This window comes from Halomonas chromatireducens, from assembly GCF_001545155.1.
Taxonomy (GTDB): Bacteria; Pseudomonadota; Gammaproteobacteria; order Pseudomonadales; family Halomonadaceae; genus Halomonas; species Halomonas chromatireducens.
Genome location: NZ_CP014226.1, coordinates 986,661 through 1,012,416, shown reverse-complemented (window position 1 = coordinate 1,012,416; position 25,756 = coordinate 986,661). Strand labels below are relative to the sequence as shown.

General features: G+C 58.9%; 22 protein-coding genes and 2 pseudogenes. 11 read left to right on the top strand and 13 right to left on the bottom strand.

The annotated features are described in order from the left end of the window. Positions 1–415 precede the first annotated feature (415 nt). Together LOKO_RS04720 and LOKO_RS04715 are read left to right on the top strand one after the other, a co-directional pair. On the top strand, positions 416–790 hold the full coding sequence (locus tag LOKO_RS04720) for a VOC family protein (RefSeq protein WP_066445748.1): 375 nt from the start codon (positions 416–418) through the stop codon (positions 788–790). A 121-nt stretch (positions 791–911) separates the two neighbouring features. Then, the gene (locus LOKO_RS04715) at positions 912–1,580 is read left to right on the top strand and encodes a dihydrofolate reductase family protein (protein ID WP_066445746.1); all 669 of its coding nucleotides are present in this window, start codon (positions 912–914) and stop codon (positions 1,578–1,580) included. A 125-nt stretch (positions 1,581–1,705) separates the two neighbouring features. Here LOKO_RS04715 and iadA read toward each other — a convergent pair whose 3' ends face one another. Both iadA and LOKO_RS04705 read right to left on the bottom strand, forming a co-directional pair. After that, on the bottom strand, positions 1,706–2,878 hold the full coding sequence (gene iadA, locus LOKO_RS04710; RefSeq protein ID WP_066445739.1) for a beta-aspartyl-peptidase: 1,173 nt from the start codon (positions 2,876–2,878) through the stop codon (positions 1,706–1,708). Continuing rightward, positions 2,875–4,584, bottom strand: coding sequence for a Mur ligase family protein (locus LOKO_RS04705; RefSeq protein ID WP_235588937.1), 1,710 nt, complete (start codon positions 4,582–4,584; stop codon positions 2,875–2,877). Before LOKO_RS04705 ends, iadA begins: the two co-directional genes overlap by 4 nt. A gap of 13 nt (positions 4,585–4,597) precedes the next feature. Here LOKO_RS04705 and LOKO_RS20060 point away from each other — a divergent pair. Continuing rightward, a pseudogene (locus LOKO_RS20060) lies at positions 4,598–4,756 on the top strand (30S ribosomal protein S5); the annotation flags it as partial. Between the two features lie 162 nt (positions 4,757–4,918). On the opposite strand, the pseudogene LOKO_RS20055 reads toward LOKO_RS20060, so the two are convergent. From LOKO_RS20055 to LOKO_RS04680, 5 genes and pseudogenes are all read right to left on the bottom strand, one after another. Beyond that, positions 4,919–5,641: pseudogene (locus LOKO_RS20055) on the bottom strand (NAD-dependent epimerase/dehydratase family protein); the annotation flags it as partial. A 22-nt stretch (positions 5,642–5,663) separates the two neighbouring features. Further along, the gene (locus LOKO_RS04695; RefSeq protein WP_066445736.1) at positions 5,664–7,862 is read right to left on the bottom strand and encodes a polysaccharide biosynthesis tyrosine autokinase; all 2,199 of its coding nucleotides are present in this window, start codon (positions 7,860–7,862) and stop codon (positions 5,664–5,666) included. Positions 7,863–7,908: 46 nt separating this feature from the next. Then, the gene (locus LOKO_RS04690) at positions 7,909–8,346 is read right to left on the bottom strand and encodes a low molecular weight protein-tyrosine-phosphatase (RefSeq protein ID WP_066445733.1); all 438 of its coding nucleotides are present in this window, start codon (positions 8,344–8,346) and stop codon (positions 7,909–7,911) included. A gap of 2 nt (positions 8,347–8,348) precedes the next feature. Further along, a complete protein-coding gene (locus LOKO_RS04685; protein WP_066445731.1) occupies positions 8,349–9,467 on the bottom strand; it encodes a polysaccharide export protein in 1,119 nt (372 codons plus the stop codon). Between the two features lie 349 nt (positions 9,468–9,816). Further along, entirely contained in the window at positions 9,817–11,955 is a 2,139-nt protein-coding gene (locus LOKO_RS04680; protein ID WP_083517427.1) for a nucleoside-diphosphate sugar epimerase/dehydratase, read from the bottom strand. 780 nt (positions 11,956–12,735) lie between these two features. Here LOKO_RS04680 and leuS point away from each other — a divergent pair. The 8 genes from leuS (at position 12,736) to LOKO_RS04640 (ending at position 20,613) form a co-directional block, all read left to right on the top strand. Beyond that, complete coding sequence (gene leuS / locus LOKO_RS04675; RefSeq protein ID WP_066445730.1) at positions 12,736–15,330, top strand: leucine--tRNA ligase; 2,595 nt, start codon at positions 12,736–12,738, stop codon at positions 15,328–15,330. 19 nt (positions 15,331–15,349) lie between these two features. Next, the gene (locus LOKO_RS04670) at positions 15,350–15,835 is read left to right on the top strand and encodes an LPS-assembly lipoprotein LptE (RefSeq protein WP_066445728.1); all 486 of its coding nucleotides are present in this window, start codon (positions 15,350–15,352) and stop codon (positions 15,833–15,835) included. Positions 15,836–15,845: 10 nt separating this feature from the next. Further along, positions 15,846–16,904 (top strand): DNA polymerase III subunit delta, encoded by a 1,059-nt coding sequence (gene holA, locus LOKO_RS04665; protein WP_066445723.1) that lies wholly within the window; start codon positions 15,846–15,848, stop codon positions 16,902–16,904. Between the two features lie 91 nt (positions 16,905–16,995). Beyond that, complete coding sequence (locus LOKO_RS04660; protein ID WP_066445714.1) at positions 16,996–17,523, top strand: hypothetical protein; 528 nt, start codon at positions 16,996–16,998, stop codon at positions 17,521–17,523. Further along, the gene (locus tag LOKO_RS04655; RefSeq protein ID WP_066445711.1) at positions 17,520–18,641 is read left to right on the top strand and encodes a GGDEF domain-containing protein; all 1,122 of its coding nucleotides are present in this window, start codon (positions 17,520–17,522) and stop codon (positions 18,639–18,641) included. The genes LOKO_RS04660 and LOKO_RS04655 overlap by 4 nt, the downstream gene beginning before the upstream one ends. Positions 18,642–18,799: 158 nt before the next feature. After that, positions 18,800–19,195, top strand: coding sequence for a PA2779 family protein (locus LOKO_RS04650; RefSeq protein WP_066445709.1), 396 nt, complete (start codon positions 18,800–18,802; stop codon positions 19,193–19,195). Between the two features lie 11 nt (positions 19,196–19,206). Continuing rightward, complete coding sequence (locus tag LOKO_RS04645) at positions 19,207–20,154, top strand: PA2778 family cysteine peptidase (protein WP_066445705.1); 948 nt, start codon at positions 19,207–19,209, stop codon at positions 20,152–20,154. A gap of 30 nt (positions 20,155–20,184) precedes the next feature. Beyond that, entirely contained in the window at positions 20,185–20,613 is a 429-nt protein-coding gene (locus tag LOKO_RS04640; RefSeq protein ID WP_066445702.1) for a DUF488 domain-containing protein, read from the top strand. Between the two features lie 49 nt (positions 20,614–20,662). On the opposite strand, the gene sthA is transcribed toward LOKO_RS04640, so the two are convergent. The 6 genes from sthA to LOKO_RS04610 form a co-directional block, all read right to left on the bottom strand. Further along, complete coding sequence (gene sthA, locus LOKO_RS04635) at positions 20,663–22,054, bottom strand: Si-specific NAD(P)(+) transhydrogenase (protein WP_066445701.1); 1,392 nt, start codon at positions 22,052–22,054, stop codon at positions 20,663–20,665. 47 nt (positions 22,055–22,101) lie between these two features. After that, positions 22,102–22,359, bottom strand: a complete 258-nt coding sequence (gene nqrM, locus LOKO_RS04630) for a (Na+)-NQR maturation NqrM (RefSeq protein WP_066445697.1) — start codon at positions 22,357–22,359, stop codon at positions 22,102–22,104. Between the two features lie 16 nt (positions 22,360–22,375). Then, positions 22,376–23,167 (bottom strand): hypothetical protein, encoded by a 792-nt coding sequence (locus LOKO_RS04625; RefSeq protein ID WP_066445695.1) that lies wholly within the window; start codon positions 23,165–23,167, stop codon positions 22,376–22,378. Next, positions 23,164–24,396 carry an NADH:ubiquinone reductase (Na(+)-transporting) subunit F gene (gene nqrF, locus LOKO_RS04620; RefSeq protein ID WP_066445694.1) on the bottom strand — a complete coding sequence of 411 codons (1,233 nt, stop codon included), beginning with the start codon at positions 24,394–24,396 and terminating at the stop codon, positions 23,164–23,166. Before nqrF ends, LOKO_RS04625 begins: the two co-directional genes overlap by 4 nt. Positions 24,397–24,467: 71 nt before the next feature. Continuing rightward, a complete protein-coding gene (gene nqrE, locus LOKO_RS04615; RefSeq protein ID WP_066445691.1) occupies positions 24,468–25,085 on the bottom strand; it encodes an NADH:ubiquinone reductase (Na(+)-transporting) subunit E in 618 nt (205 codons plus the stop codon). A 1-nt stretch (position 25,086) separates the two neighbouring features. After that, complete coding sequence (locus tag LOKO_RS04610; RefSeq protein WP_066445683.1) at positions 25,087–25,755, bottom strand: NADH:ubiquinone reductase (Na(+)-transporting) subunit D; 669 nt, start codon at positions 25,753–25,755, stop codon at positions 25,087–25,089. Position 25,756: the final 1 nt, after the last annotated feature.

Genomic DNA, 25,756 nt, shown 5'->3' with positions numbered 1-25,756 from the left:
CCTAAAGGCGGCATCTTTATAAGTTCTCACTGATCGTCCGCTTCTGGCCGATTCCTGCCACTGGGCTGAGGGTATATCTCAGTGACGGAGAAAGAGCCGGCTGGTTTCTTGCTTTCTGTGCCACGCTATTGTTGGTGCTCTCTCCAAGGTTGGCAACACCGCTGTCGCGAGCTAAAGCTACCTCCTACAGCGTTCTTTTCTTATGTGGTGCCGCGTCATGGCGAAAATTGTCTCTATCGAACCACCGCCGTCTCCGCCTGTCGTGCGCTAACGTGTCCTCCTGCAATTGTCTTAGGCAATCAAGGGGGCGGGCTGTCGATTAGGTCGTATCCCATACGACTACTGGATGCTAGGGCAAGTCGTGAGAATCAGTTTATGCAAAGCGGGCCCATCGGCCCACCAGTTCGGAGGGCGTATGTTTGATCATGTCAAATTCGGCGTCAGCGACTATGCGGCAAGTAAAGCCTTCTTCTTGAAAGCCCTCGAACCACTCGGGGTGGTGGGGGGAGCGGAAGGAGACCCGTCATACGGTGTGGAGCTTTGCGGAAGGGGCGATTCGTCGCTGTGTCTGAATCAAGCCAAGGAGAAGCCTGCTCCTCTTCACATCGCGTTCGTCGCTGACACTCGTCAACAGGTCGAGGCATTCTATCGTGCAGCCTTGGAGGCAGGGGGCAAGGACAACGGCGCTCCCGGTCTGCGTCCGCACTATCATCCAAACTATTATGCGGCCTTCGTCATCGCTCCGGATGGGCATAACATCGAGGCCGTTTGCCATCAGCCGGAGGCCTGAGTAGCGGGTGGTGCGCCAAGCGGCAATGCCGTGAAAGGCAGTCTGCGCGTTTACCGGACTGTCGATTGCGTGGTGTCTCGTTCGACGACTGGGTGCGAAAGCAAACCAGGAGGATGAGTTGATGCGTAAAGTGATTGTCGGTGCCATGGTTTCACTGGATGGCGTCATGCAGGCGCCTGGCGGGCCGCATGAAGACCCGACCAGTGGCTTCCGCTACGGCGGCTGGGTCGCACCGCTGGTGGACGAGGTGTTCGGAGAAGAGATGGATAAGCTGTTCCGTCAGCCGTTCGACCTGCTGCTTGGCCGCAAGACGTATGAGATCTTCGCCGCGCACTGGCCGTATGCGGAGGAAGGGCCTGATGACTTCATCGCCAGAACCTTCAATTCGATCAAGAAGTACGTGGCGACTCGAAAGGGCCTGGATTTGACCTGGAAGGAGTCGGTGGCCCTCCGTGACGCGGCATCGGGTGTCGCCAGGCTGAAGCAGGAAGACGGACCGGCACTTCTCACCCAAGGCAGCACTGCGCTGGTCCAGACGCTGCTGCAGAGCGACCTCGTCGATGAAATCAATACGTTCACGTTCCCCGTCGTTTTAGGGAAGGGCAAGAAGCTCTTCGATGATGCGGTAAAGCCAGCAGCGTACGAGCTTGCGGCCAGTCGCGTGTCGCCCAACGGTATTGTGATCGCGAAGCATATACGCGAGGGCGTGGTGAAAACGGGGGATTTTGCCATGGATCCGCCAACTGCGGCGGAGGTCGCGCGGCGCGAGAAGGTGCAGTGGGAAGGTTAGCGAGCGATTAGCCAGGGTGGGCAGCACTCCGGTCACCGAACCGTCGGGCCGGAGCTGAAGCCACCTCCATCAGCGCTTGTCTCTTATGTGGCGCATGGCTGCTATGCCAGCATCGCCGTCGTTGGCTATTCCGTGGTTCTCACGTCATAGACACATTGCCCCGCCACGAACGTCTGCTGCGGCTGAAGTTCGCTGTCGAGAAGCGTTACATCGGCGTCGAAGCCGGTAGCGATACGTCCCTTTCTGGCGTGTAAACCGAGTACCCGAGCCACGTTCGTGGAAATCAGACCCAAGGCCGATTCGAGCGGCAGCACACCTTCACGAACGAGACGTTGCCAATCCGCAATCAGTGTCGTGTTCTTGGCCACCTTCATCCCCAGGTACGTCCCGTTGGTATCGAATTCTGGCAAACTGCCATTGCAATCGGAGCTCATGGTGATGAGTTCGGGGGGAACCCCACGGGCCAATAAGCGAGATACCGCATCAAAGGCGGAGAGTCCATCGCCGGCATCTTCAAAGGCAGTGACATCGACAGTTGCATTGAATGCTAGTGCATAGTCCGCGGCTTCCTCGAGCAGTGCAGCGTAGCGATTTACATGGGTTGGGATCACTTGATCGGCGGGAATTTCGGTCTCGGATAGCAATCTGCGCAGCGGTTCGAGTCCCCGCTTTCCGTCACCGATATGGAAATGGCAGATACCCCGCTTGCCGGCCAGCATGGCGCCAACGCGAGTATCACTGACGATACGTTCGATTTCATCCTGCCGTGGCTGGCTAGATCGATGGTCCGAGATGGCGATTTCGCCGAGGCCTATGACTTCAGGAATCCACGCCAGGTCGCGTTGAATGTCGCCGGTCAGCGTGGGGGGCGGAACGCGATACGCACCGGTATACATGAAGGCCGATATGCCTTCGGCACCAAGCCCACGCACCTTGGCCAGCAGGTCTGCCGGGGAGCGGCTGATGCTGTCGGTGCCAAGCACACCCACCACCGTGCCAATTCCCATCGACGCGATTTCCCGGGCCGTAATTTCCGGGCAGCGGGTACCGCAACCGCCTTCGCCGCCGCCCCCGGTGACATGCACATGCTGGTCGATGAAGGCGGGGACGGCGATAAGATGATGCGCGTCCACCACATGGATAGGCCAGCCCCTGGGGATGTCGAGATCGCGTCCCAGGGCTGTGATTCTCCCCCCTGCCATGAGGATGTCGGTTTGCTCGAGCCGTTCGGGCGAGTTAATACCACCGACGCGCAATAGCGTCATGAGCCCGGCTTTACATACATCGCTGGGTATCATGTTCGTCCACCTGCGTCGCTATCCGCGGTTGGGGTATCCGGCAAGAACCGCCGCCCGCGCAGGCGTTCGGTGGCACTCTCGATATCCTCGATCAGTAGAACCAGTAGATCGCCCTCCCTGGCCTCGTCGAACGCTCTGTCGACGGCGTGACGTTCGTCCATGATTACCTCGACGCGGCAGGTGCCAGACTCCGATTCTGCCCCAGCGCGCAGCAGGCCGACGGTTTCACCGACGGGGCGGCCCCGAGGCGCCGTTTCACAAAGCAAGACGATGTCATGCATGCTGGCCAACTGAGCTCCCAGGGCATAAAGGTCTTCATCACGACGATTACCCGGGGCGCTGGCCACGCTGATGCGCCGCTGAGCAGGGATACGGCTGACGAGTTCGCTCAGGGCTTTCAGCGCCGGCACGTTATGGCCGTAGTCGATCAGCACTTTTATGTCCCCGGCGTCGATAAAATTGGTGCGTCCCGGATTCTGCCCCGGCGTCGGGTGAAACGTCTGCAGGCCCAGTTGGATATCGGCAATGCTCAGCCCCAGCGCGTAGGCTGCGGCGCTGGCGGCCAGGGCATTGGCAACATTGAAACGGGCATGGCCTTCGAAGGTAATCGGGGTATCCCCTACCGAGATGATGGAGGCTTCGACATTCCCTTGGCGCATCACGATGCACTCGTCATGAACCGTGAATGCGACCCCATGGTCTTGCACATGCTCACGGACAGGCTCTGAGTCGGAATCCAGAGAGAAGTAGATCACCTTCCCTCTGGCCCATTCCCTGCTTGCCAGCACACGCGGATCATCGGCATTGAGCACGGCCGTCCCTTCCTGGTGGACCGCGTCGATCACCACGGTCTTGCAACGCGCGAGCTCATCCAGGGTATGGATGTCGTTTTCCCCGAGATGATCACTCTCAATATTCAGCAGCACGCCGACCTGGCATTCATCGAAACCCAACCCGCGACGCATGATGCCGCCCCGCGCCACTTCCAACACGGCATACTCGACGGTTGGCTCGCGCAGAACGGTCACGGCCGCCTGTGGTCCGCTGTAATCTCCCCGCATGATGACGTGGTTGTCGATCTCTATGGCCCCAGTGCAGGCCGTGCCGACACAGCCTCCCGCTTGACGGAGCAGGTGAGAGATCAAACGTACCGTTGTCGTTTTTCCGTTGGTTCCGGTCACCGCAACAATGGGTATGCGACCGGTGTCTTCTTTATCTGGAAATAGCATCTCGATGACGTGATGACCGACATCCCGGCCCGTGCCATGGGTCGGTGAAAGGTGCATGCGAAATCCCGGACCCGCGTTGACTTCGACCACTGCGGCAGACTGCTCCTCCAAGGGCACCGTCAGAGTCTCGGCGAGCAGGTCGATCCCGATGATATCGAGTCCGACCAGGCGGGCGATGCGCTCTGCTGCGTATTTCACTTCAGGGTGAACATCCTCGGTGACATCCGTTGCAGTTCCCCCGGTGCTCAGGTTCGCCGTCGACTTCAGATAGATGACCTTGCCTGTCGCGATGACGCTCTCCAAGCTAAGATTCTGCTGTGCTATCAGCCGATGGGAATGTTCGTCCAGCTGAATCTGTGTCAGCAGGTTTTCATGGCCGATACCGCGACGCGGGTCCCGGTTCTCCCTGTCTATCAGCGCCTGCAGTGTCGTCTGACCATCGATGAGCCGCGCCACGGCCTTGCGCAGCTGCTCCATGACGCCGCGCCGAGTCCATGACGTCCTGGCCAAGTGCTACGGTTCCACCAATCCGGTGAACGTGGTGCGGGCAACCGTCAAGGGCCTCGCTTCCATGCAGTCGCCGGACGACATCGCCGCCAAGCGCGGCCTGTCTGTCGGCGTATGTATCGGGTACGTCGCCCGGCTGTAGTGGCAGTAACTCTTTCTTGGCCGGCTTGGCCAGCGCCGCTTCGATCGCTTCGATATAGGCGCTGAGCTTCACCGGGTCGTTGTTGCCGATGTTGAATAGCCGGTAGGGTGCGCTGCTGGTCGCGGGATCCGGCTGGCTGCTATCCCAGTTCGCGTTGGGCTCGGCGATCTGGTCACTGGCACGAATCACCCCTTCGACGATGTCGTCCACGTAGGTGAAGTCACGGGTGTGGTTACCGTGGTTGAAGACCGGGATCGGCTCATCGGCCAGAATGTTCTTGGTGAACTTGAATAGCGCCATGTCCGGCCGGCCCCAAGGCCCATAAACCGTGAAAAAGCGCAGGCCTGTGGTTGGCAGGCCGAACAGGTGGCTGTAGCTGTGCGCCATCATCTCGTTAGCTTTCTTGGTCGCAGCGTAGAATTGCAGAGGGTGGTTGGCCCCTTCATGCTCAGAGAACGGCATCTTGGTGTTGGCCCCATAAACGCTGCTGGTACTGGCATAGGTCAGGTGTTGAACCTTGGCATAGCGGCAAGCCTCCAGGATATTGGTAAACGCGACGACATTGCTCTCTACGTAGCTGTGCGGATTCTCCAATGAATAGCGAACGCCCGCTTGAGCGGCCAGGTGGATCACTCGATCAAACGCATGCTCGGCAAAAATAGCATTGACCCTGGGCTGATCTGCCAAATTGTCACGGATGAAGTGGTAGTCGCTTCCCGTGTTCGCCGCCGTTTCTTCAAGTATCGCTAGCCGCGCTTCTTTAATGGCGGGATCGTAGTAATCATTGACACTATCGTAACCAACGACACTATCGCCACGCTCGAGAAGACGCTTGGCAGTGTGGAAGCCGATAAAACCGGCATTACCCGTTACAAGTACTTTCATGAGCTCACAACCTGAGTATTTACTAGCGATAATTATAGAAGTAATAGCCATAGTGGCCGGAGGCCGTCGATGCCTTGCGCTCCATGGCATTCAGGATGGCGCCCTGCACTACCAGACCGTTGCCTTCCAGGCGCCGCTTGGCTGCCATGATCTCGCGCACCGGGTTGGTTTCGAACCGCGCCACAAGCAAGGTGGTATCACACTGCTTTCCGACGACGCTGGCATCGGTCACAGCCAGTACCGGCGGTGTATCAACAATAATTAGATCGAACTGTTGACTCAGTTCCTCCATGGCTATGGCAAAACGTGGCTGCATCAGCAGTTCGGAGGGATTGGGCGGCGCCGTGCCTCGAGTGATGAGCCAGTAGTTTTCCATTCCAGTCGGCTGGATGATTTCCTCCAGCGGTATTTGGCCTGCCAGATAGTCGGCTAGGCCGTTTTCGCTCGCCTTGCCAAAGGCGTGGTGAATGTGGCCTTTGCGCAGGTCGGCGTCCACAATCAATACCCTTTTTCCCGCCTGGGCGCTGACAGCACCGAGATTGATACTGACGAAGCTCTTGCCTACACCCGGGCTGGGGCCAGTGATCATCAACCGATTGTTACGCCCTTCGAGCATGGCGAAGTGCAGGCTGGTTCGCAGGCCACGCAGGGCCTCAAGTGCCAGGTCAGAAGGTTCTCGCTCCGCCAGGACTCCCACCACAATGTCTTGAGCGGGCTTTCGGCGTTTACGCTTGACCCGGCGTGCCAGCTTGTTCTGCGCACTGGATAGCGGGATGGTGGCATACACAGGGAGTCCGGCAGACTCGATCTGCTCGGGGGAGTCGACGCCGCGGCGCAAGAGTTCACGCAGTAATACGACGCCGATCGCCAGAATCAAGCCCAGCAGCGTTGCCAGGATAGTGGTCCTCGCCCTGTTGGGCGACACTTGGCCAGAGATTTCAGCGCGGTCTATGATTCGAATGTTACCGATAGTGCCGGCCCGGGCGACCTGAAGTTCCTGCATCTTGTTGAGGACGTTCACATAAATTGCCTGGGTGACTTCCACATCGCGTGTCCGACGCACAACTTCTTGCTGGGCAGCCGGCAGTTCATTGACGCGAGCATTGAGCTCGGCACGATCCTGTTCGATCTGGCTCTTCTGCCGGAGCAGTGCCTGATAGCTGGGGTGACTTGGTGTATAGCGCTGGGCCAGCTCCGCTTCCTGAAACTCAAGCTCATTCAGCCGGGTGTCGAGCTCGATGTAGCGCTGAATGGCTGCCTGAGCTTCGCTGCTGAGGTCCACGCTATCGAGGTTGGCGCGATATTCGTTGAGATTCTGCTCTGCGCTTACCAGTTGTTCACGAAGTTCGGGAGCCTGCTGCTCCAGGAACTCCAGGCTCTGTTGCGCCTGTGCCGACTGACGCTCAACGTTCTGTGTGAGGAAGGTTTCCGCCACTGCATCAAGGGTACGGGTGATCTCCTGAGTATCCGGTCCGACCATGGTCATGCGCAGCATTCCTGTCGGTGTCCCTCGGCCTCCGGCTTCCACTACCTGCAAGCGACTACCGATGGAGCGGATTGCAGAATTGCGGTGCCGCTTGAGCAGTTGAAACCGCGCACCGACAGCAGCATCGAAGCCGTCGATCGTCAACTCAAGGTCGCCATCTAGGAATATTTCCGGCTGACCAATGCGTCCATTACCCACAGCCTCGCCATTGACCAGCACGCGGTAACGATCGTCGAGGATACGCTCAACCAGAATCTGCTGGCCCCGGCGCCGGTCGGACAACTCGAAACGAGGAACATCGATACTTTCATTGCCCCATATATGCGGCTGTCCATCCATGAAGCCGGGGCGCGGTATATTGCGGCGCAAAACGAAATTTCCGATCACCGGCAGCTCGACGGGCCGGATGATTATGTCCTGTCCAAGCCAGTCCACAACCTGCCCCAGCACCATGCGGGACTGCAGAATCTGCAGCTCTGCCGGTGTATTCAGGCTCTCTGTGCCAATGATGTTGCCCACATCGCCCAACGGACTGACGCTCGAACGGCGCTCTACCTGCACAAGCGCATCCGATTGGTAAATCGGCGTCGCCAACATACCGTGAACGAAGCCGACCACGGCAAATAGGCCAGTAACGAATATGATCAACCATTTATGATCGATCAGGACACCAAACATGCGTCCCAGATCGATGGTTTCCTCGGCGGGGGCTTGAGTCACTTGTTTATCAGACATTGCGCTCTACTTCAGACAGTTGAGAAAGATATTGGGGCAACACGTTTCATAGTCTCGACACCCAACCATCGGTTGCTTGCAACAACATCCGATGCACATGCTTGAACACATCATGACTTTTACGATACGGATCGGGGATATCACGCCCATCGCCATCCTCCAGCCACTTCCCGAGTCGCATGGTCTTGCCTAGCATTTCTGGCCAGCGGTTGGCAATTTCCCGACGTTGCCCATCGCTCATCACCAGCACCAGATCTGCGTTGGTCATCATATCGTCGTCGAGCAGGCGCGCCTGATGTCCTGCGACATCGAGGCCATCTGCCATGGCCAGCTGCAACGCCTTGGGATCTACCCCCTGCCCCACCAAGGCGCCGAGGCCCGCTGACTCAAACCGACGCTCAGGCAAGCGCTTGCGGAGCATCGCCGCAGCCACAGGGCTGCGGCAGATATTGCCCGTACAGACAATGAGGATGTGATCGAACATTCTCAGAGCAACTCATCCAGATTGGCAGTGGAGCCGCGGATGTCGCCTGGCAGACCGATGGATGGCAGCAGCAAGCTAATCACACGGTTCCAGCGAGCCAGCGGTGCCGCAGTGACATAGACAATATCTTGCGGCTCCAGCGGAAAGGCGCCTGCCAATGCAAAAGCCGTGGCATCGTTGACATCGAGCTGATAAACCGTTGCCAGTTTTTCGCTTGTCTCCGGCTGGCGACGCAGTACGAAGATACCCGAGGCATTGGCAGTGACTTCATTGATGCCGCCCGCTCGTGAGATGGCATCCGAAAGCGACAAACGCTCGCGATTCATCGGCAAGTTACCCGGCGAACGCACCTGCCCCATCATGGCGATTCCCTGATTCTCGGCAGTGGGGACGTGAATGATGTCGCCATCCTGTAACAGCCGATTCTGCCTCTGGTCCCCTTCGCTGAGCAGCGCGTACAAAGACAGTCGCTCCTCCTCGCCTTCGCGAATGAAAGTGAGATCATGCCAAAAAGCGTCAGAGGTAGGGCCACCCACTTCACTGATGGCATCAATGATTGTCATCGGCACATTGGTGATCGGCAGAACGCCAGGGGAGCCTACCGCACCAGTAACATAGATTTTCTTGGAGTTGAACGCTGCCACGAACACATCGACCTGAGGATCTGTAAGGAATTGGGAAAGGCCGCGAGTCATCTGTAAGCGGATCTGATCGGTGTTCTTGCCCGCCACATTAATACGCCCCAAGAACGGATAGAAAATTGTCCCATCGGCGCGCACCTGATTCCCGACCTCTGCGGGGCTGCGTTCCGCACCGGCAGGAATCGTCAGTTCAGGATGATCGTAAACCACGATGCTCAACACATCACCAGGTCCAACAACATAATCGTAGTCAGCAATCTGGCTACGCAGTGTGTACGGCATGGGGCTAACCCTTCGCTCGGCTCGCTCCAGGGAATTGATAATTTCAGGCGTGATGGGTTCGATATCAACCAGATGCTCCAGTTCCGGTGCTGGGCCCGTGTCGTAGTCCATGTGCCCGCCGGGGGCGATAGCACAGCCTCCGAGCGTCAACATGGCGGTGAGAATCAATATCTGGCGTGTAGCAATCAAAGTGCGCATTGGCCGTTCCCCCATTTTTTCAATTGTATGTGGCGCCCTGGCCTTGGCGATCTCGTCCAGGCACGCTACCGCCCCGAGGTGTGCGGCGCATCCCCGAGGCCTGAAGCGTCACTACGCTTATTCTTTCCTTTAGTGGTTCCCTCAAGGCCAAGGCAATTCTCAAAAGCCCGGCCCTGCCTTACAATTCGCTACGAGTCAGGACGTCTCAATATCCAGCAATTGCCCCGGCAACAACTTTTCCAAGGCGGTAAATTAGTGTCAGCTGAATCTACGCTCCTTTGCCTGCTACCCTCGGCATAACGGCAACAGACGGCCAGTCGCTAACTACCCTCCACTAGCCCGGGCTGTGCTAGCGCCCTTTGGGTGAATAGAAGGCCACACTGGCTGTAACCGGTTTACCGCTGCTTCCCCCCTCTTCCCGAGACGTGCTTGTTTCTTGCCAGTTGGTGGACATCTCGACCTGTGATGGCGATTTTCCTCCTTTCGACAAGACTGTTTCAGACATGCCAGGACTGGGAGTCGTATCGGTGCTTCGCGCTTGTGGCTCGAAATCGATAACATCAGACTGGGGGTGGTACTGGGTCGGCGCTTCCATCAGCACGCGACGAATGCTGTCTGCATCCTGATTCTTACAGGCTGTGTGCAAGGATGAGAGAATCGGCTCTAGTTCCTCCCAACTTAGTGAAGCTTCGTTGGCCGTCATGATCCGAGGATGACGCGTCTTGCCTACAGCCTCGGTCACGAGAAGTTCTTCATAGAGCTTCTCGCCAGGGCGCAGCCCAGTGAAAATGATAGAGATATCACCCTTTTTTTCTCCTTCTGCCAGTCCCTGACCCACCGGACATCCCTTACGCAAAACCTGCGGGGAGGATGGGTTCGACTGGGGGAAGTGTGGCTCGAGGCCAGTCAGGCGCACCATCCGTGTTGCCAACTCGACGATCCTGACCGGCTTGCCCATGTCGAGAACAAACACATCGCCACCCCGGGCCATGCCTCCGGCCTGTATCACCAACTGAGCTGCCTCTGGAATTGTCATGAAGTAACGTGTGATTTCTGGGTGGGTGACAGTGATAGGGCCACCCATTTCGATCTGCTTGCGGAAGAGAGGTACAACGGAGCCAGACGATCCCAGCACGTTTCCGAATCTCACCATGGAGAAGCGGGTCTTTTGCTGCAAGGCGGCCATCGACTGGCAGACTAGCTCTGCCATTCGCTTGCTGGCACCCATAACATTGGTAGGCCTGACCGCTTTGTCGGTAGAGATTAATACCATGTCGTCGACACCTGCAGCGATGGCTGCCTTGGCTACTGCCAAGGTGCCGAATACGTTGTTTAGCACCCCCTCCCCGGGGTTATATTCAACCATTGGCACATGCTTATAAGCTGCGGCATGGTAGATGGTGCTAACCCCAAAATAATCCAGCAACCCTTTAATGCGATCACCATTTTGTACTGATGCCAGGATAGGTTTGAAAACGACCTCTATCGACTCAGCTGCTGCGATGCGCTGTAGATCGTTTTCAATACGGTAAAGTGAAAATTCCGAGGCATCGACCAGCAGCAGTTTACTTGGATGCTGCCGGAGAATTTGGCGACAGAGCTCACTGCCAATTGAGCCTCCAGCACCAGTAACCATGACGACCTTTCCTGCTATATTCGCCACCATGAGAGTCTGGTCGGGAGGCACCGGGTCTCGGCCCAACAAGTCCTCGACCGCCACGTCGCGCAGCTCGTTGAACTTAGCTTTACCGGAAATGACATCCGCCATGTCAGGAATTGTCTGAACCGGGATGGATAGCGGCTCCAGCGACTCAATGATATCCTGACGACGGGAGCGAGTGGCTTCCGGCACCGCTAACAGCAATTTTTCGACGCCATAGCTATTGATTACACGGTTAGTGTCGTCTGGGGCATACACTCTAAGCCCCTGAACATGAGTTCCCTGCAACTTCGGCGCATAATCGACGAATCCGACCGGCTCGTAGTCCCGCCCATGGTGAAGCGACATCACCAACTGCCTGCCTGCAGCCCCTGCACCGTAGATCAGCACCCGCGTCTTGAGGCGCTGTTGACCGCGTTGATACAGCAGGCGCAACGCTAGTCGTACACCACCGATGGTCATCAGCGCTAGCATGATGTAGATAAAGGGCACAGACCGCGGGACAGGTAGACTAAACACAGTGCTGACGACACCCAGCGTCAAGGCCGAACCCATGACCCCGGCCATTACGGCCTGGAAGGCCTTGAGACCCATATAACGAATGATGGCACGGTAGAAACCTAATCTCATGAAGATGATTAAACTAACCGGCACCACCACAGGTAATGCCATCCACACTGCAGGATCCGTAAGGAAACGCGTTGAGTCCAGCCGCAGCAGCATCGCAGTAAAGAAACTGACCACAATTAGAAAAGAATCGGCCAGGAGCTGGATAGTCTGCTTATGACGCCGTGGCAGGCTAAACAGCTTTTTAAGTAGTTGTGCCATTCTCTATCCCTTTTCTTGGCCAAACCAGCCCCAGGCCCATCCTGAACCCTTTGAAGCGCCAGTCACATCAAAATAACGATTGACACATTCAATGTAACATTGAGTATCGAACAATACGACTTGAGCACAACCTTAATAACGTAATCCCCACCCCCTTACAGAAATGATGTTTTCGCCACATTTAGACAATGCCGAAAGCTGATTGCCAACCACAGTGCCACATTACGTATCGGATGAGGTTGAGCGCAACATTAACCCCTTAATACCGACACACCTTATGAATATAAAAGTCAGGCACCACACCAATCTCAGACGATTCATAGAATTGATGCCACACTAATGTTCCGCTCTCAGCATCAGAAGCGAACAATAAAAACATTAACTCTCTAATACCGGCATTCCCAGGAAACTGGCCACCACACCAAATTCACGAGAACTCTACATGGCGAACCCCTGATCCTGGGCAACACTTGATCCTGTTTGGCTAACCACAGTTTCACACTACGTATCCGACGCTATTTAACTCAACCTTAATAGCATCAACCTAACTTGCTTAGAAAATTGGTCATCGCACCAAGCTCAGGTGATGCTTGGTCATGGGTGAGGTTTCGGCTCAGCGTGGCCGCAGGCAGGCTAGTGGGGTATGCTAGCCCGTGTCATTGTGTGCCGAGGCACAGACAATCGTAGACCATAGTCGACCAAGGCATAGCACGCTCTAGGTCAACTGCCCCATGATGACCACATTTTGTTACAGTCAACGCAAGGTGCCTGTTTAGACCGATGGACGCTCAGTACAAGCCCCAAGAGACCGAACGTGACGCCCAGAAGTTCTGGGACGAAAACCAGTGCTTCAAGGCGGTGGAGGACACCGGCCGCGAGAAGTTCTACTGCCTGTCGATGTTTCCCTACCCCAGCGGCAAGCTCCATATGGGGCATGTGCGTAACTACACCATCGGTGACGTGGTTTCTCGCTATCAGCGCATGCAGGGCAAGAATGTGATGCAGCCCATGGGCTGGGACGCCTTTGGCATGCCGGCCGAGAACGCGGCGATCCAGAATCGGGTGCCACCGGCAAAGTGGACCTATGACAACATCGACTACATGCGCAACCAGCTCCAGGCACTAGGCTTCGCCTACGACTGGAGCCGTGAGTTCGCCACCTGCGATACCGACTACTACCGCTGGGAGCAGTGGTTTTTCACCAAGCTGGTGGAAAAAGGGCTGGTCTACAAGAAGATGTCCACCGTCAACTGGGACCCGGTGGACCAGACGGTGCTGGCCAATGAACAGGTCATCGAGGGCCGCGGCTGGCGCTCCGGCGCCCTGGTCGAGCGGAAGGAGATTCCCCTGTGGTTTCTCAAGATCACCGACTATGCCGAGGAGTTGCTGGCCGATCTCGACACTATCGAGTGGCCCGAGCAGGTCAAGACCATGCAACGCAACTGGATCGGCAAGTCACGGGGGGTCGAACTCAGCTTCGACATCAAGGCAGCCGATGGCAGTGGTGCTGAAGCGCTCTTGGTCTACACCACCCGCCCCGACACGCTGATGGGGGTGACCTACGTGGCAGTGGCGGCCGGTCATCCGCTGGCCAAGTCGGCTGCCAGGGACAGCGTCGAGCTGGCCGCCTTCTGCGAAGAGTGCGCCCGTGGCGGAACCTCCGAAGCGGCGCTGGCCACCATGGAGAAGAAGGGCATGCCCACCGGGCATGTTGCGGTGCATCCGCTGACCGGAAGAGAAGTGCCGGTCTACGTGGCTAATTTCGTCCTTATGGAATACGGCACCGGTGCGGTTATGGCGGTGCCCGGCCATGACCAGCGCGACTGGGAATTCGCCACCAAGTATGGCCTCCCGATCGAAGCGGTGATCGCCGACGAGAATGGTCAGGCACCGGACCTCTCCAAAGGAGCCCTGGAAGAGTACGGCATGGTAATCAACTCCGGTGAATTCGACGGCCTCGATTTCGCACAGGCCTTCGATGCCATCGCCGCCAGGCTCGAGTCCCTCGGCCGCGGCGAGGTGAAGACCAACTATCGCCTTCGCGACTGGGGCGTTGCCCGCCAGCGTTACTGGGGCGCACCGATCCCGGTAAAATACGGTCCCGAGGGCCAGACCGTGCCGCTCTCCGACGAGGAACTGCCGGTCGCCCTGCCCATGGAGGTCACCGTCGATGCCAGCGGCTCGCCGCTGAAGCGCATGCCTGAGTTCTCGGACCTGGGAGACGGCTGGGTGCGCGAGACCGACACCTTCGATACTTTCATGGAGTCCTCCTGGTACTTCGCGCGCTTCTGCTGTGCCGATAACCACGATGCCATGCTCGACGAGCGTGCCGACTACTGGCTGCCGGTGGATCTCTATATCGGCGGCATCGAGCACGCCATCCTGCATCTGCTCTATGCGCGCTTCTTCACCAAGCTGATGCGCGACCTGGGCCTGATAAAGGTCGACGAGCCCTTCCAGCGCCTGCTCACCCAGGGCATGGTGATCGCCGAGACCTTCTATCGCTCGACGCCCAACGGCGGCAAGGAATGGTTCAACCCCGCCGACGTGGAGGTCAAGCGCGATGAAAAGGGCCGCCCAATCAGCGCAGTGCTGATCGAAGACGGCCAGCCGGTGGAGATGGGCGGCATCGAGAAGATGTCGAAGTCGAAGAACAACGGCGTCGACCCGCAGTCGATGATCGACCGCTTCGGCGCCGATACCGTGCGCCTGTTCATGATGTTTGCCGCGCCGCCCGAGCAGTCACTGGAGTGGTCCGATTCTGGTGTGGAAGGCGCCAGCCGCTTCCTGAAGCGACTCTGGCGAATCGTTTTTGAACACCTCGAGGCCGGGGCGCCAGGCACGCTGGATAGTGCCTCGCTCGACGATGCCCAGCGTGAGCTGCGCCGCAAGACCCATGAGACGATCAAGAAGGCCAGCGACGACATCGGCCGTCGCACCACCTTCAATACGGCCATCGCTGCGGTCATGGAGCTTTCCAATGCATTGGGCCGCTTTCAGGCTGACAGCAACAGCACCTCCCCCCAAGGCCTGGCCGTGGCACGGGAAGCCATCGAGGCCTGTGTACTGCTGCTCTCACCGATAACGCCGCACGCCTGTCACGCTCTTTGGCACAGCCTTGGCCATGAGGAAGCGGCCATCGACGCTTCCTGGCCGCAGCTGGATGAATCAGCCCTGGCTCGCGATACCCTGGAGCTGGTAGTGCAGGTCAACGGCAAACTGCGGGCACGCATCGAGTCACCGGCAGACGCCGACAAGGCCGATATCGAGGCTCAGGCGCTCTCCGCGGAGAACGTTCAGCGTCACATAGAGGGAAAGACGGTCCGCAAGGTGATCGTGGTACCCGGTAAGCTGGTCAATATCGTTGTGGCGTAACGCCCCCAGGAGTCGATCAATGCAGCGACGCACCTTCCTCGGGTTATTGCTGACCGGCAGCGCCAGTCTCGGCCTCACAGGCTGTGGCTATCGTCTGAGAGGTCTCGATGCGACCGGCCCGGCCCTCAGCGAGATCGCCATCGCCGGTAGCGAGAGCGACCTTGTCGGAATGGTGCGGGAAAGGCTGGAATCCGGCGATACCCGTGTGCATGCCCAGGCGCCACTGGTTTTGAACCTGGGTGCCGAGGCGTTCCGTGAACGCCCCCTCGGCATCCAGGGAACGGGGCCCCGCGAGGTGGAAATGGAGCTCCGGGTGCCCTACTCGGTTCAGCGGCAATCCGATGGGGCCTATCGACTGCCTCAGCGGCAGATCGAGGTCGTTACCCGCTTTACAGTCAGCGATGACAACTTGTTGGCTCAGGAGGATATCCGCGAAGAGGCACGGCAGGAGCTGCGCCGCGATGCTACCCGCCGGCTGCTGGACGAGCTGCGTTCTCTGGAATGACGAAAAAACGATGAAGGTCTTTGCCGACAAGCTTGCCGATGCGCTGGCCAAGAAACTCCCCCCGGTGGTCATCGTCGCCGGTGAGGAGCCTCTACAACACATGGAAGCCTGCGATGCCGTCAGGGCGGCGGCCCGCTCCCGCGGCATCGAAGAGCGCGATATCCTGAATGTTGAAGCCAACTTTGCCTGGGGCAGGCTGCGTGAAACTGCCGCCAGCCTGTCACTATTCGCTTCCAGCAAGCTGATCGAACTCAGGCTGGGCTCAAGCAGCTTGGGGCAGGAAGGCGCTAAGGCTTTGAAGGAGCACGCTGGAGAGCTCCAGGGCAGCGATGATGTGCTGCTCATCGCCATGGGCAAGCTCGACTATCGTCAGCAGAAGAGTGCCTGGTTTCAGGCGCTCGACAAGGTTGGCCTGTTCGTTCCGGTATGGCCGGTGGACCCTTCCCGTCTAGGCTACTGGCTGCGGGATCGCGCCGAGCGATACCAACTGTCCCTCGAGCTCGATGCCGCCCGCATGCTGGGTGAGCGTACCGAAGGCAACCTGCTGGCCGCCGACCAGGAATTGCAGAAACTCTCCTTGCTGCTACCCAAGGGCACCCGTATCGGTCCCACCGAGATCACCGGAGGCGTCGAAAACAGCGCCCGCTACGACGTCTTCACGCTGATGGATGCCTGCCTGAAGGGAGAGCGCGAGCGGGTCTCGCGCATCATTCGCGGGCTGCGTGGCGAAGGTGTCGAGCCGCCGATCGTACTCTGGGCACTGACCCGGGAGCTGCGCACCCTGCTCTCTCTTCATCAGCATCTGTACCAGGGCCAGAGCTTCGAACACGCCTGCAAGGCCCAGAAACCCGCCATCTTCGACAAGCGTCGACCGGCCTATCAGCAGGCCATCGCGCGACTGCCTATGAAGCGGTTGCACAAGCTCCTGCTCCTGGCCCAACGCCTGGACCTGGCGATCAAGGGTGCCAGCCCTCTGCCACTGTGGAACGGCCTGCACGATCTGGCCCTGACCCTGGCCGGCGGCCGTGGCCTACTCGCGGAACTCCCCTCCTCATATCGTGTGGGTTAACGCCTCGATTTAAAGCGTTAACTCTGCGTCAGATATTCGCCCCGAAATACTGCGATCATCCCACTGAAAACCCTGCCTGGGAGCCACCTGCATGAGCCGTCCCTTACGCCTGACGCTTTCACTGGTCGCCCTGACGACCTGCTTGTTCGTGGCGCTCGCCATGGCGCCCGTCCAAGCCTCCGCTGCCGCCCCCAGTGAACTCACCCCGTCACAGGATGAGACGCCGATTCTCACGCTGCACAGCGACGGCGAGCGCCGTCCGGTCAGTCGCGCCGAAATCGAGTCATCCCCCCTCCATGAGGTGACACTTCAGCATTTCGAAGGCCCCCAGGGGAGCTTCGCGGGCGTGTGGCTGGACGACTTTCTCACCTCCCAGAACCTTGACGTTTCCGCCACGCTGCGGCTTATCGCCCACGATGACTATACGGTCTTCATCTCCCCCCAGGATCGTGAAGAGACGCGCTACCTGCTCGCCACGCGACTGGATGGTGATCCCCTGACGCTCGAGGAGTTCGGCCCCACCATGCTGATCGTACCCGCCGATGCCCAGGCCGTTGAAGTCGGCACGGCGAGCATGACGCACTGGATCTGGTCGATTCGAGACATCCAGGTCCAATGAGCCAACGCCATTACCGCGCCCTGAGCTGGCAGATGGCCTTGGGGTTCACCCTGCTGGCGGGCGTCTGTGCCCTGGCCATAGGGTTCTACATGATCAATGCTCGCCAGCACGTGGGGGCCAACTACGCGGCACTGGTCGCCGATGTGGTGCGGGCCCAGCAGCACCCTGTTTTGCTTCGCCACACGTTGGACAGACTACAGTCACCGACACCGCAGTTAGACCAGGAGCGCCTCGAGAATCTGCTGTGGCGCATACCCCAGCATATCGACGGTGTCACCTATGGCCTGGAAAGAAGCCAACTTGATTCAGGGGCCTATGCCTCGGCGCTAGACAGGCTGCGTCGTGTAGAAGAGCAGATGCCGGAGCTGCAACACCACATCGATGACGTACTGGGGGGAGCCGCCCCGGATGGACTAACGCGACTCGGCTACGTGATCGAGAACGAGCTGTCATGGGCCTATAGCGAGCTCAACGAGCTCATCCACGTCGCAGCCGCCGAGCAGCGATTAACAATGGAACGACTCACCTGGGCAATCGGTGCCCTGGTCGTACTGGTGTTGATGGTGGTCGGCGGGCTCATGCTCGCCCTGCTACGTCTGCACAGGGAACGAGAAGCCGTGAAACGTCTCAGCCTGGCCGACGAGCTGACCGGACTTGGCAACCGGCGCTATCTTCTTGAAGTCGCAGGTCGTCTTCATGAGCAGAGCCTGCGCAACAACCAGCCGCTGAGCATAGCGCTGCTCGACCTTGATCTCTTCAAAGAGCTCAATGACAGCCTGGGGCATCCAGCCGGTGATAGAGTGCTGAAGGCCTTTGCCAACGCTATCCAGGAAGAGATACGCCAGGCCGATTTTGTGGCCCGGATCGGCGGCGAGGAGTTTTGCATTCTGATGCCCGACACACCGTCGGAAGGGGCTTTTGAACTCGCTGAACGCATTCGACACCATATCGCTGGGCTCACCGAACCGACACTCGGCGCGCCGACGACACTCACCGTCAGCCTGGGCCTGGCCACGGGACAGGGGCAGGGTTCACACTTCGACTCGCTCTACTCACGCGCCGACAAGGCACTCTACAGAGCCAAGGCGAATGGGCGAAACTGCACACGTGTCGCCTGAGCCGGCCAATTTACATGATGCAAGAGCATGAAATATCACGGCCTTTCTGCTTATACTAAGAAGGCATCGTTGGAGTGCAGGACGCATCCCACTCGCCGTGACAGCGATACGGATCATTCAAGAGCCGGAAGCCCAAACCAAAAAGAAGGAAGATCGCCATGAAAAGACTCTACCGTTATCTCAGCCCGCTGCTGATCATCGCCATGCTGCTGGGAAGTATTTCCGTCGCCACGGCCGCCCCCGTGCCTGCCAGTGATCTTGTGACCACCCAGGCAGCCCTCAGTGCCGAGCGGCCCGATGCCGATCGCGAGCGCATTCACGAGATTCTCTCCCGGGCCGACGTCCAGGAACAGCTGATTGCTCAGGGTGTGGACCTTGATGAAGTGGAAGCTCGTGTAGCCGCTCTTTCCGATGAAGAGGCACGCCAAATGGCCGAGCAACTCGAGCAGCTGCCGGCGGGTGCCAGTGTCGTCGGTGCATTGCTGTTCGTCTTCGTCGTATTGCTGGTTACCGATATTCTCGGTCTCACCAACGTATTCCCCTTCACGCGTTGACAGGAAGCGTTATGACAGCTCGCCGATTCAGGCAGCTCTTGAACGCCCGCTTTGCGGGCGTTCTGCTGTCGGCCCTCTCGATGATGCTCGCTGGGTGTGCCACCAGCCCGCAGCTGGCCGATGCCACGGAAGCTTCCCTTCCCATGCGGGCGAATATCGAAGGCGTACCATTCCATGCCCAGCAGGAGTACCAGTGTGGCCCGGCCTCGCTTGCCATGGTGCTCAACAGCCAGGGTGTGGATGTGGCGGTGGACACCCTGATTCCACAGGTCTTCATCCCGGACCGGGAGGGCAGCGTTCAGCCGGAAATGCTGGCGACCACCCGCCGCCATGGCCTCATACCCTACGTACTGAACAATAGTTTCGATGCTCTTCTTATCGAGATCGCGGCTGGCCATCCGGTAGTGGTAATGCAAAACCTGGCACTTCCTGCCTGGCCCATGTGGCATTACGCCGTGGCCATCGGCTACGATCGAGAGGCCGAGGAGCTGATCCTGCACAGTGGCGAGGAACCCGAGCGCATCGAGTCCTTCCGCCGCTTCGATGCCACCTGGGCACGAAGTGATCGCTGGGCTTTCGTTGCACTGCCAGCGGGGCAGCTTCCAGAGGCGATCGGCGCATATCGTGCCCTCGATGCGATCGCCTCCTTTGAGCAGGTACAGGGGGCGCAGGCGGCACTACCCGCCTGGGAAGCCTTGGTCAGCCGCTTTCCAACGTCCGCCATGGGACACTTCGCGCTGGGCAATGCTCGCCATGGGATCGGCGACATGCCGGGTGCCATTGATGCCTTCCGCGAGGCTGTTCATCATGATGATGAATTTGCCGTGGCATGGCTCAACCTGGGGCTGTCACTGAAGAACCAAGGCAGCGACGAGGAAGCCCAGCGTGCCTTATCGAGAGCGGCGGATATTCCCGGCCAGTGGCAGGCACAGGCCCAAGAGGCATTGAAGACGTACTAGATCGTCATTGGTCACAGGAAGAATCAGATCATGAGCTACGACATTGTCCTCAAGCGCATTTATAGCCCTGCCGAGACGGAGGATGGCGCCCGAGTGCTGGTGGATCGCCTCTGGCCTCGCGGCAAGCGCCGCGAGAGCCTGGCCCTCACGGAGTGGTATCGGGACGCTTCGCCCTCCACCTTGCTCAGGCGCCAGTATCATCAGGACGAGATCAGCGAAACCGTCTTCGCTGCACGCTACCGAGGCGAGCTTCGCGATGACCCTGCCTGCCTGATGCCCCTGATGCGCCATGCCCGACGCGGGCGCTTGACGCTGCTTTCGGCTGCCCGCCATCTTGACGACTCCCACCTGCCACTGCTGCGGGATGCTCTGCTCCAGGCCCTGCAGGACGAGGATGTCGCCGATTGCGAACCGGCCTCGCCACCGTGCTTTGCCCATCAGGTTGACCCGGAGAACTGAAAACGGCGCCCTTGGGCGCCGTTTTCACTTGCGTGGACTCTGACCAGGATCAGAACACCCGATTGAGACCATTCTGCGCCGCCACCCGATAGGCCTCGGCCATGGTGGGGTAGTTGAAGGTGGTGTTGACGAAATACTTCAAGGTGTTGGCCTCGCCCTTCTGCTGCATGATCGCCTGGCCGATATGGACGATCTCCGAGGCCTGGTCACCAAAGCAGTGGATGCCGTAGATCTCCAGGGTGTCCTGGTGGAACAGGATCTTGAGCATCCCGACGGTATCCCCGGTAATCTGCGCACGGGCCGTATCCTTGAAGAAGGCCTGCGCCACTTCATAGGGCACCCGGGCCTCGGTCAGTTCCCGCTCGGTACGGCCGAAGGAGCTGATCTCCGGGATGGTGTAGATCCCCGTGGGCACCTCGTTGACGTAGCGATAGTCCCTGTCGAGCAGCTCGTCGCAGGCGTTGAGACCCTGGTCGTAGGCAGCGCTTGCCAGGCTCGGCCAGCCGATCACGTCACCGGCGGCATAGATGTGGGGGATCGCGGTGCGGTAGTGATCATCCACCTGCAGCTGACCTCGGCCATTGGCCTCCAGTCCGATATTCTCTAGCCCGAGTTCATCGGTATTGCCAGTTCGTCCGTTGGCCCAGAGGAAGGCGTCGGCGCGCAGCTTCTTGCCCGACTTGAGGTAGACCGTAACGCCGGACTCATCGCCCTCGACGCGCTCATACTCTTCGTGGTGACGAATCAGCACCCCGTGCTTGCGCAGGTGATAAGAGAGCGCGTCACTGATCTCATCGTCAAGAAAGGAGAGCAGGCTGTCACGGTTATTGATCAGGTCGACCTTGACGCCCAGGCCGGAGAAGATCGAGGCATATTCGCAGCCGATGACACCGGCACCGAAGATGATCAGCGTTCGGGGAGTATGCGACAGGCTGAGGATAGTGTCGGATTCGTAGATACGCGGGTGACGGAAGTTGATATCCGCTGGCCGATAGGGGCGTGAGCCGGTGGCAATAACGATTTTCTGGGCGACAAGTTCTTCCAGCGCCTCCTGCCGATCACGAATCAGCAGCGTATGCTCATCCTTGAAACGTGCCACACCGCTGAACAGGTCGATCCGATTTCGGGCGTAGAATCGGGTGCGCATTTCGACCTGCTGGTCGATGGTGACCCGTGAGCGTTCCATGACCCTGGGAAAAGAGAACCAGCGAGGCTCACCGATATCGCGAAACATGCGATTGGTATTGAAGGCCATGATCTGTTTGACCTGGTGGCGCAGCGCCTTGGAGGGAATCGTGCCCCAGTGGGTACAGTTGCCGCCCACCACCGGCTGCTTCTCCACGACCGCAACTCGCTTGCCGTGCTTGGCAGCATTGATAGCCGCACTCTCACCGGCGGGGCCGGTCCCGATTACCACCACGTCATAGTTATGAACTGCCATGGACTCTCGCTTCTCCTTTTCCCTAGCATATTGGTTGAGGATGGCAATCAGCGCCGGGTTGCATCGTACCCCAGGTCGGCGCCGCGGCTTTCATCACTCTTGCGACGAGCGCTGCGGCTGTTCTTGCGGTTCTCCTCCTCGCAGATCTCATCCTTGCCACCGCAAACCTCGCAGCCGTCCTTTAGGCCCAGGTTATTGAGCCCGCCGCAGGAGCCGGCTATGGGCTTGCGCCCCATGATCACGCCAATCGCCATGGCAGCCATGACGAGCAGCATGAAACCGAGAACCAAGAAGAAAATGTTCATGTCGCGCTCCTCACAATTAGTGCTCGAGCCACGGCTCCATTGCCGCGGTGTAGAGAATTTCAACACCCTGTGGTGTCTTGACAACGAGCCGGGCGGCACTATCCATCCCCAGCACCTGGCTCATCGTCGTATTCTGCTGGTCGGCGGCCATCAGTAACAGCGCCTGACGCGATGCCTCGCTGGCAGTGTCGGCCACCACGCTGATTCCCAAGGTTCTGGGCAGAGCAGGTATTGTCACGGGGGTGGGCCTGACCTGTCGATGCACCAGTGCAGCACCTGTGAGGTTGATTCGAGGCCCCGCGCCCTGCTCCGGCAGTCCCGCATGCTCGAGAGATAGCCACCAGCCTCCTCCGGGTGGCAGCCCGCGGGTGCGAATCACACCGCCAACCTCGACCATCATGTTTTCGACATCATGATCGGTAAGCCATTCCGTAAGATGATCGACGGCAAGCGCGTGTAATAGACGTTCCAATTCGTCGCCAAGTGATATGGGAGGCGCAAACGGTAGCCGCGCAGCGCCGGAAAAGGCGGCTGCAAGCGACCCCATAAGGGCATCTCGCTGCTGCTGGAGGTGTGCTAGCTCACTTTGTATGCCGACCGCAATACGTTCCCGCTCTTGTGCATCGAGATCGGCATACAGGGTGATATGGTAACCCGTGCCCAGGGCAGTACCCTGGTACAGCTGCTCCTGAAGCTGGCTGCGACAGGCGCTCAGTAGCGCCATGGGCAGCATCATCAGGAGGAACATGAACAGGGCTGGCCCACCATGGGCCAGCCCTGAAAATCGCCGTGAAGCGAGTGAGATCATCCGCCGAAGTCATCCAGCAGGATGTTCTCGGGCTCCACCCCCAGGTCAAGCAATAGCTTGATCACAGACGCGTTCATCATGGGCGGCCCGCACATGTAGTACTCGCAGTCCTCAGGTGCCGGATGGTCCTTGAGGTAGTTGTCGTACAGCACGTTGTGGATGAAACCGGTCGGGCCTTCCCAGTTATCCTCGGGTAGCGGGTCGGAGAGTGCCAGGTGCCACTCGAAGTTGGGGAACTCCTCGGCCAACTGGTCGTACTCCTCGTTGTAGAACGTCTCGCGCCAGGAGCGGGCACCGTACCAGAACGAGATCTTCCGCTGGGATTTCAGGCGCTTGAGCTGATCGAAGATGTGGCTACGCATGGGCGCCATGCCGGCACCGCCGCCGACGAAGATCATTTCCGCGTCGGTCTCCTTGGCGAAGAACTCACCGAAGGGCCCCATCACCGTTACCTTGTCTCCCGCCTTGAGGCTGAAGACATAGGTCGACATCAGGCCCGGCGGATGGCTGGTGTTGGGCGGCGGCGTGGCGATACGGATATTGAACTTGAGGATCCCCACCTCTTCCGGATAGTTCGCCATGGAGTAGGCGCGGATGACCTCCTCGTTGCTCTTGTGGGAGAGCTTGAACAGGTCGAATTTCTCCCAGTCGCCCCGATACTCCTCCTCGATATCGAAGTCGGAGAACTTGATATCGTAGGGCGGCGCCACCAGCTGAACGTAACCGCCGGCACGGAAATCGACGTTCTCGCCTTCGGGTAGCTTGAGGTTGAGCTCCTTGATGAAGGTGGCAACGTTCGGGTTGGAGATGACATCGCACTCCCACTTCTTGACGCCGAAGACCTCCTCGGGCACCTCCACCTTCATGTCCTGCTTCACCGGTACCTGGCAGGAGAGGCGCCAGCCGTCCTTCTTCTCGCGCATGGTGAAGTGGGACTCTTCGGTGGGCAGGATGGCACCGCCGCCCTCTTCTACGCGGCACTTGCACTGGGCGCAGGAGCCACCGCCGCCGCAGGCCGACGACAGGAAAATGCCGTTGGCGGCCAGGGTATCGAGCAGCTTGCCCCCGGCTTGGGTAGTCAGGGTGTGCTCGGGGTCGCCATTGACCTCGATGGTCACGTCCCCGGTGCTCACGAGCTTACTGCGAGCTGCCAGGATCACCCCCGTCAGACTGATAACGATCAGGGTGAACATGAACACACCGAGCAAGATGACAGATGTTGCAACCATGTCGGTTTCCTATTTGCTGTGAGTAACCTGATTCCCGGCGACGGATAACGTCGCCGGAAACGCGCCCTGGCTCAGAGCTGAATGCCGGAGAAGGACATGAAGCCCAGCGACATCAAACCCACGGTGATGAAGGTAATGCCCAGGCCCTGCAGGCCAGCGGGCACATCGCTGTACTTGAGCCTCTCGCGCAGACCCGCCAGAGCCGTGATCGCCAGCGCCCAGCCCACACCGGAGCCGAAACCATAGACCACGGACTCGCCGAAGTTGTAGTTGCGCTCGACCATGAACAGCACGCCACCAAGGATGGCGCAGTTCACGGTGATCAGCGGCAGGAACACACCCAGGGCGTTGTAGAGCACAGGCACATACTTGTCGAGGAACATCTCGAGAATCTGAACCAGGGCGGCGATGACGCCGATATAGCTCAGCAGCCCCAGGAAAGAGAGGTCGACGTTCTCGGTACCGGCGATACCCGTCCAGGTGAGTGCCCCTTCCGCCAACAGGCCATTGTAAATGACGTTGTTGACCGGCACGGAGATGGTCAGCACCACGATGACCGCGATCCCCAGGCCGAAGGCTGCCGAGACCTTCTTGGACACCGCCAGGAAGGTACACATGCCCAGGAAGAACGCCAGGGCCAGGTTCTCGACGAAGACCGAGGCAACGAACAGACTAATATAGTGTTCCATGTTACACGGCCTCCTTGGGTTCGGTGTTGTGCTTCATCTTGAACTCGTTCTCCTCCACCTGCTCGGGGTGCGCTTCACGAATGATCCAGATCATCAGACCAATAATGAAGAACGCCGAGGGCGGCAGCAGAAGCAGGCCATTGGGCACGTACCAGCCCCCGTCCTGAACGGGCTGCAGAATGGTGAAACCGAATATGCTGCCAGAGCCGAACAGCTCGCGCACGAAGCCGACGAACATCAGTACCAGACCATAGCCCAGGCCATTGCCGACACCGTCGATGAAGGACATCTTCGGGTTGTTCTGCATGGCGAAGCCTTCGGCACGGCCCATGATGATGCAGTTGGTGATGATCAGGCCGACGAAGACAGACAGCTGCTTGGACATTTCATAGGCAAACGCCTTGAGTACCTGATCCACCACGATGACCAACGATGCGATGATGGTCATCTGCACGATGATACGGATCGATGAGGGTATGTGATGTCGAATCAGCGATACGAACAGGTTGGAGAAGGCACAGACGAAGATGACAGCCAGGGTCATGACCAGCGAAACACTCATGCTGGTGGTGACCGCCAGCGCCGAGCAGATGCCAAGCACCTGCAGGGCGATGGGGTTGTTCTTCGTCAGCGGCGCCGTAAGTACGCTCTTGGGAGTTGCATCCGCCATG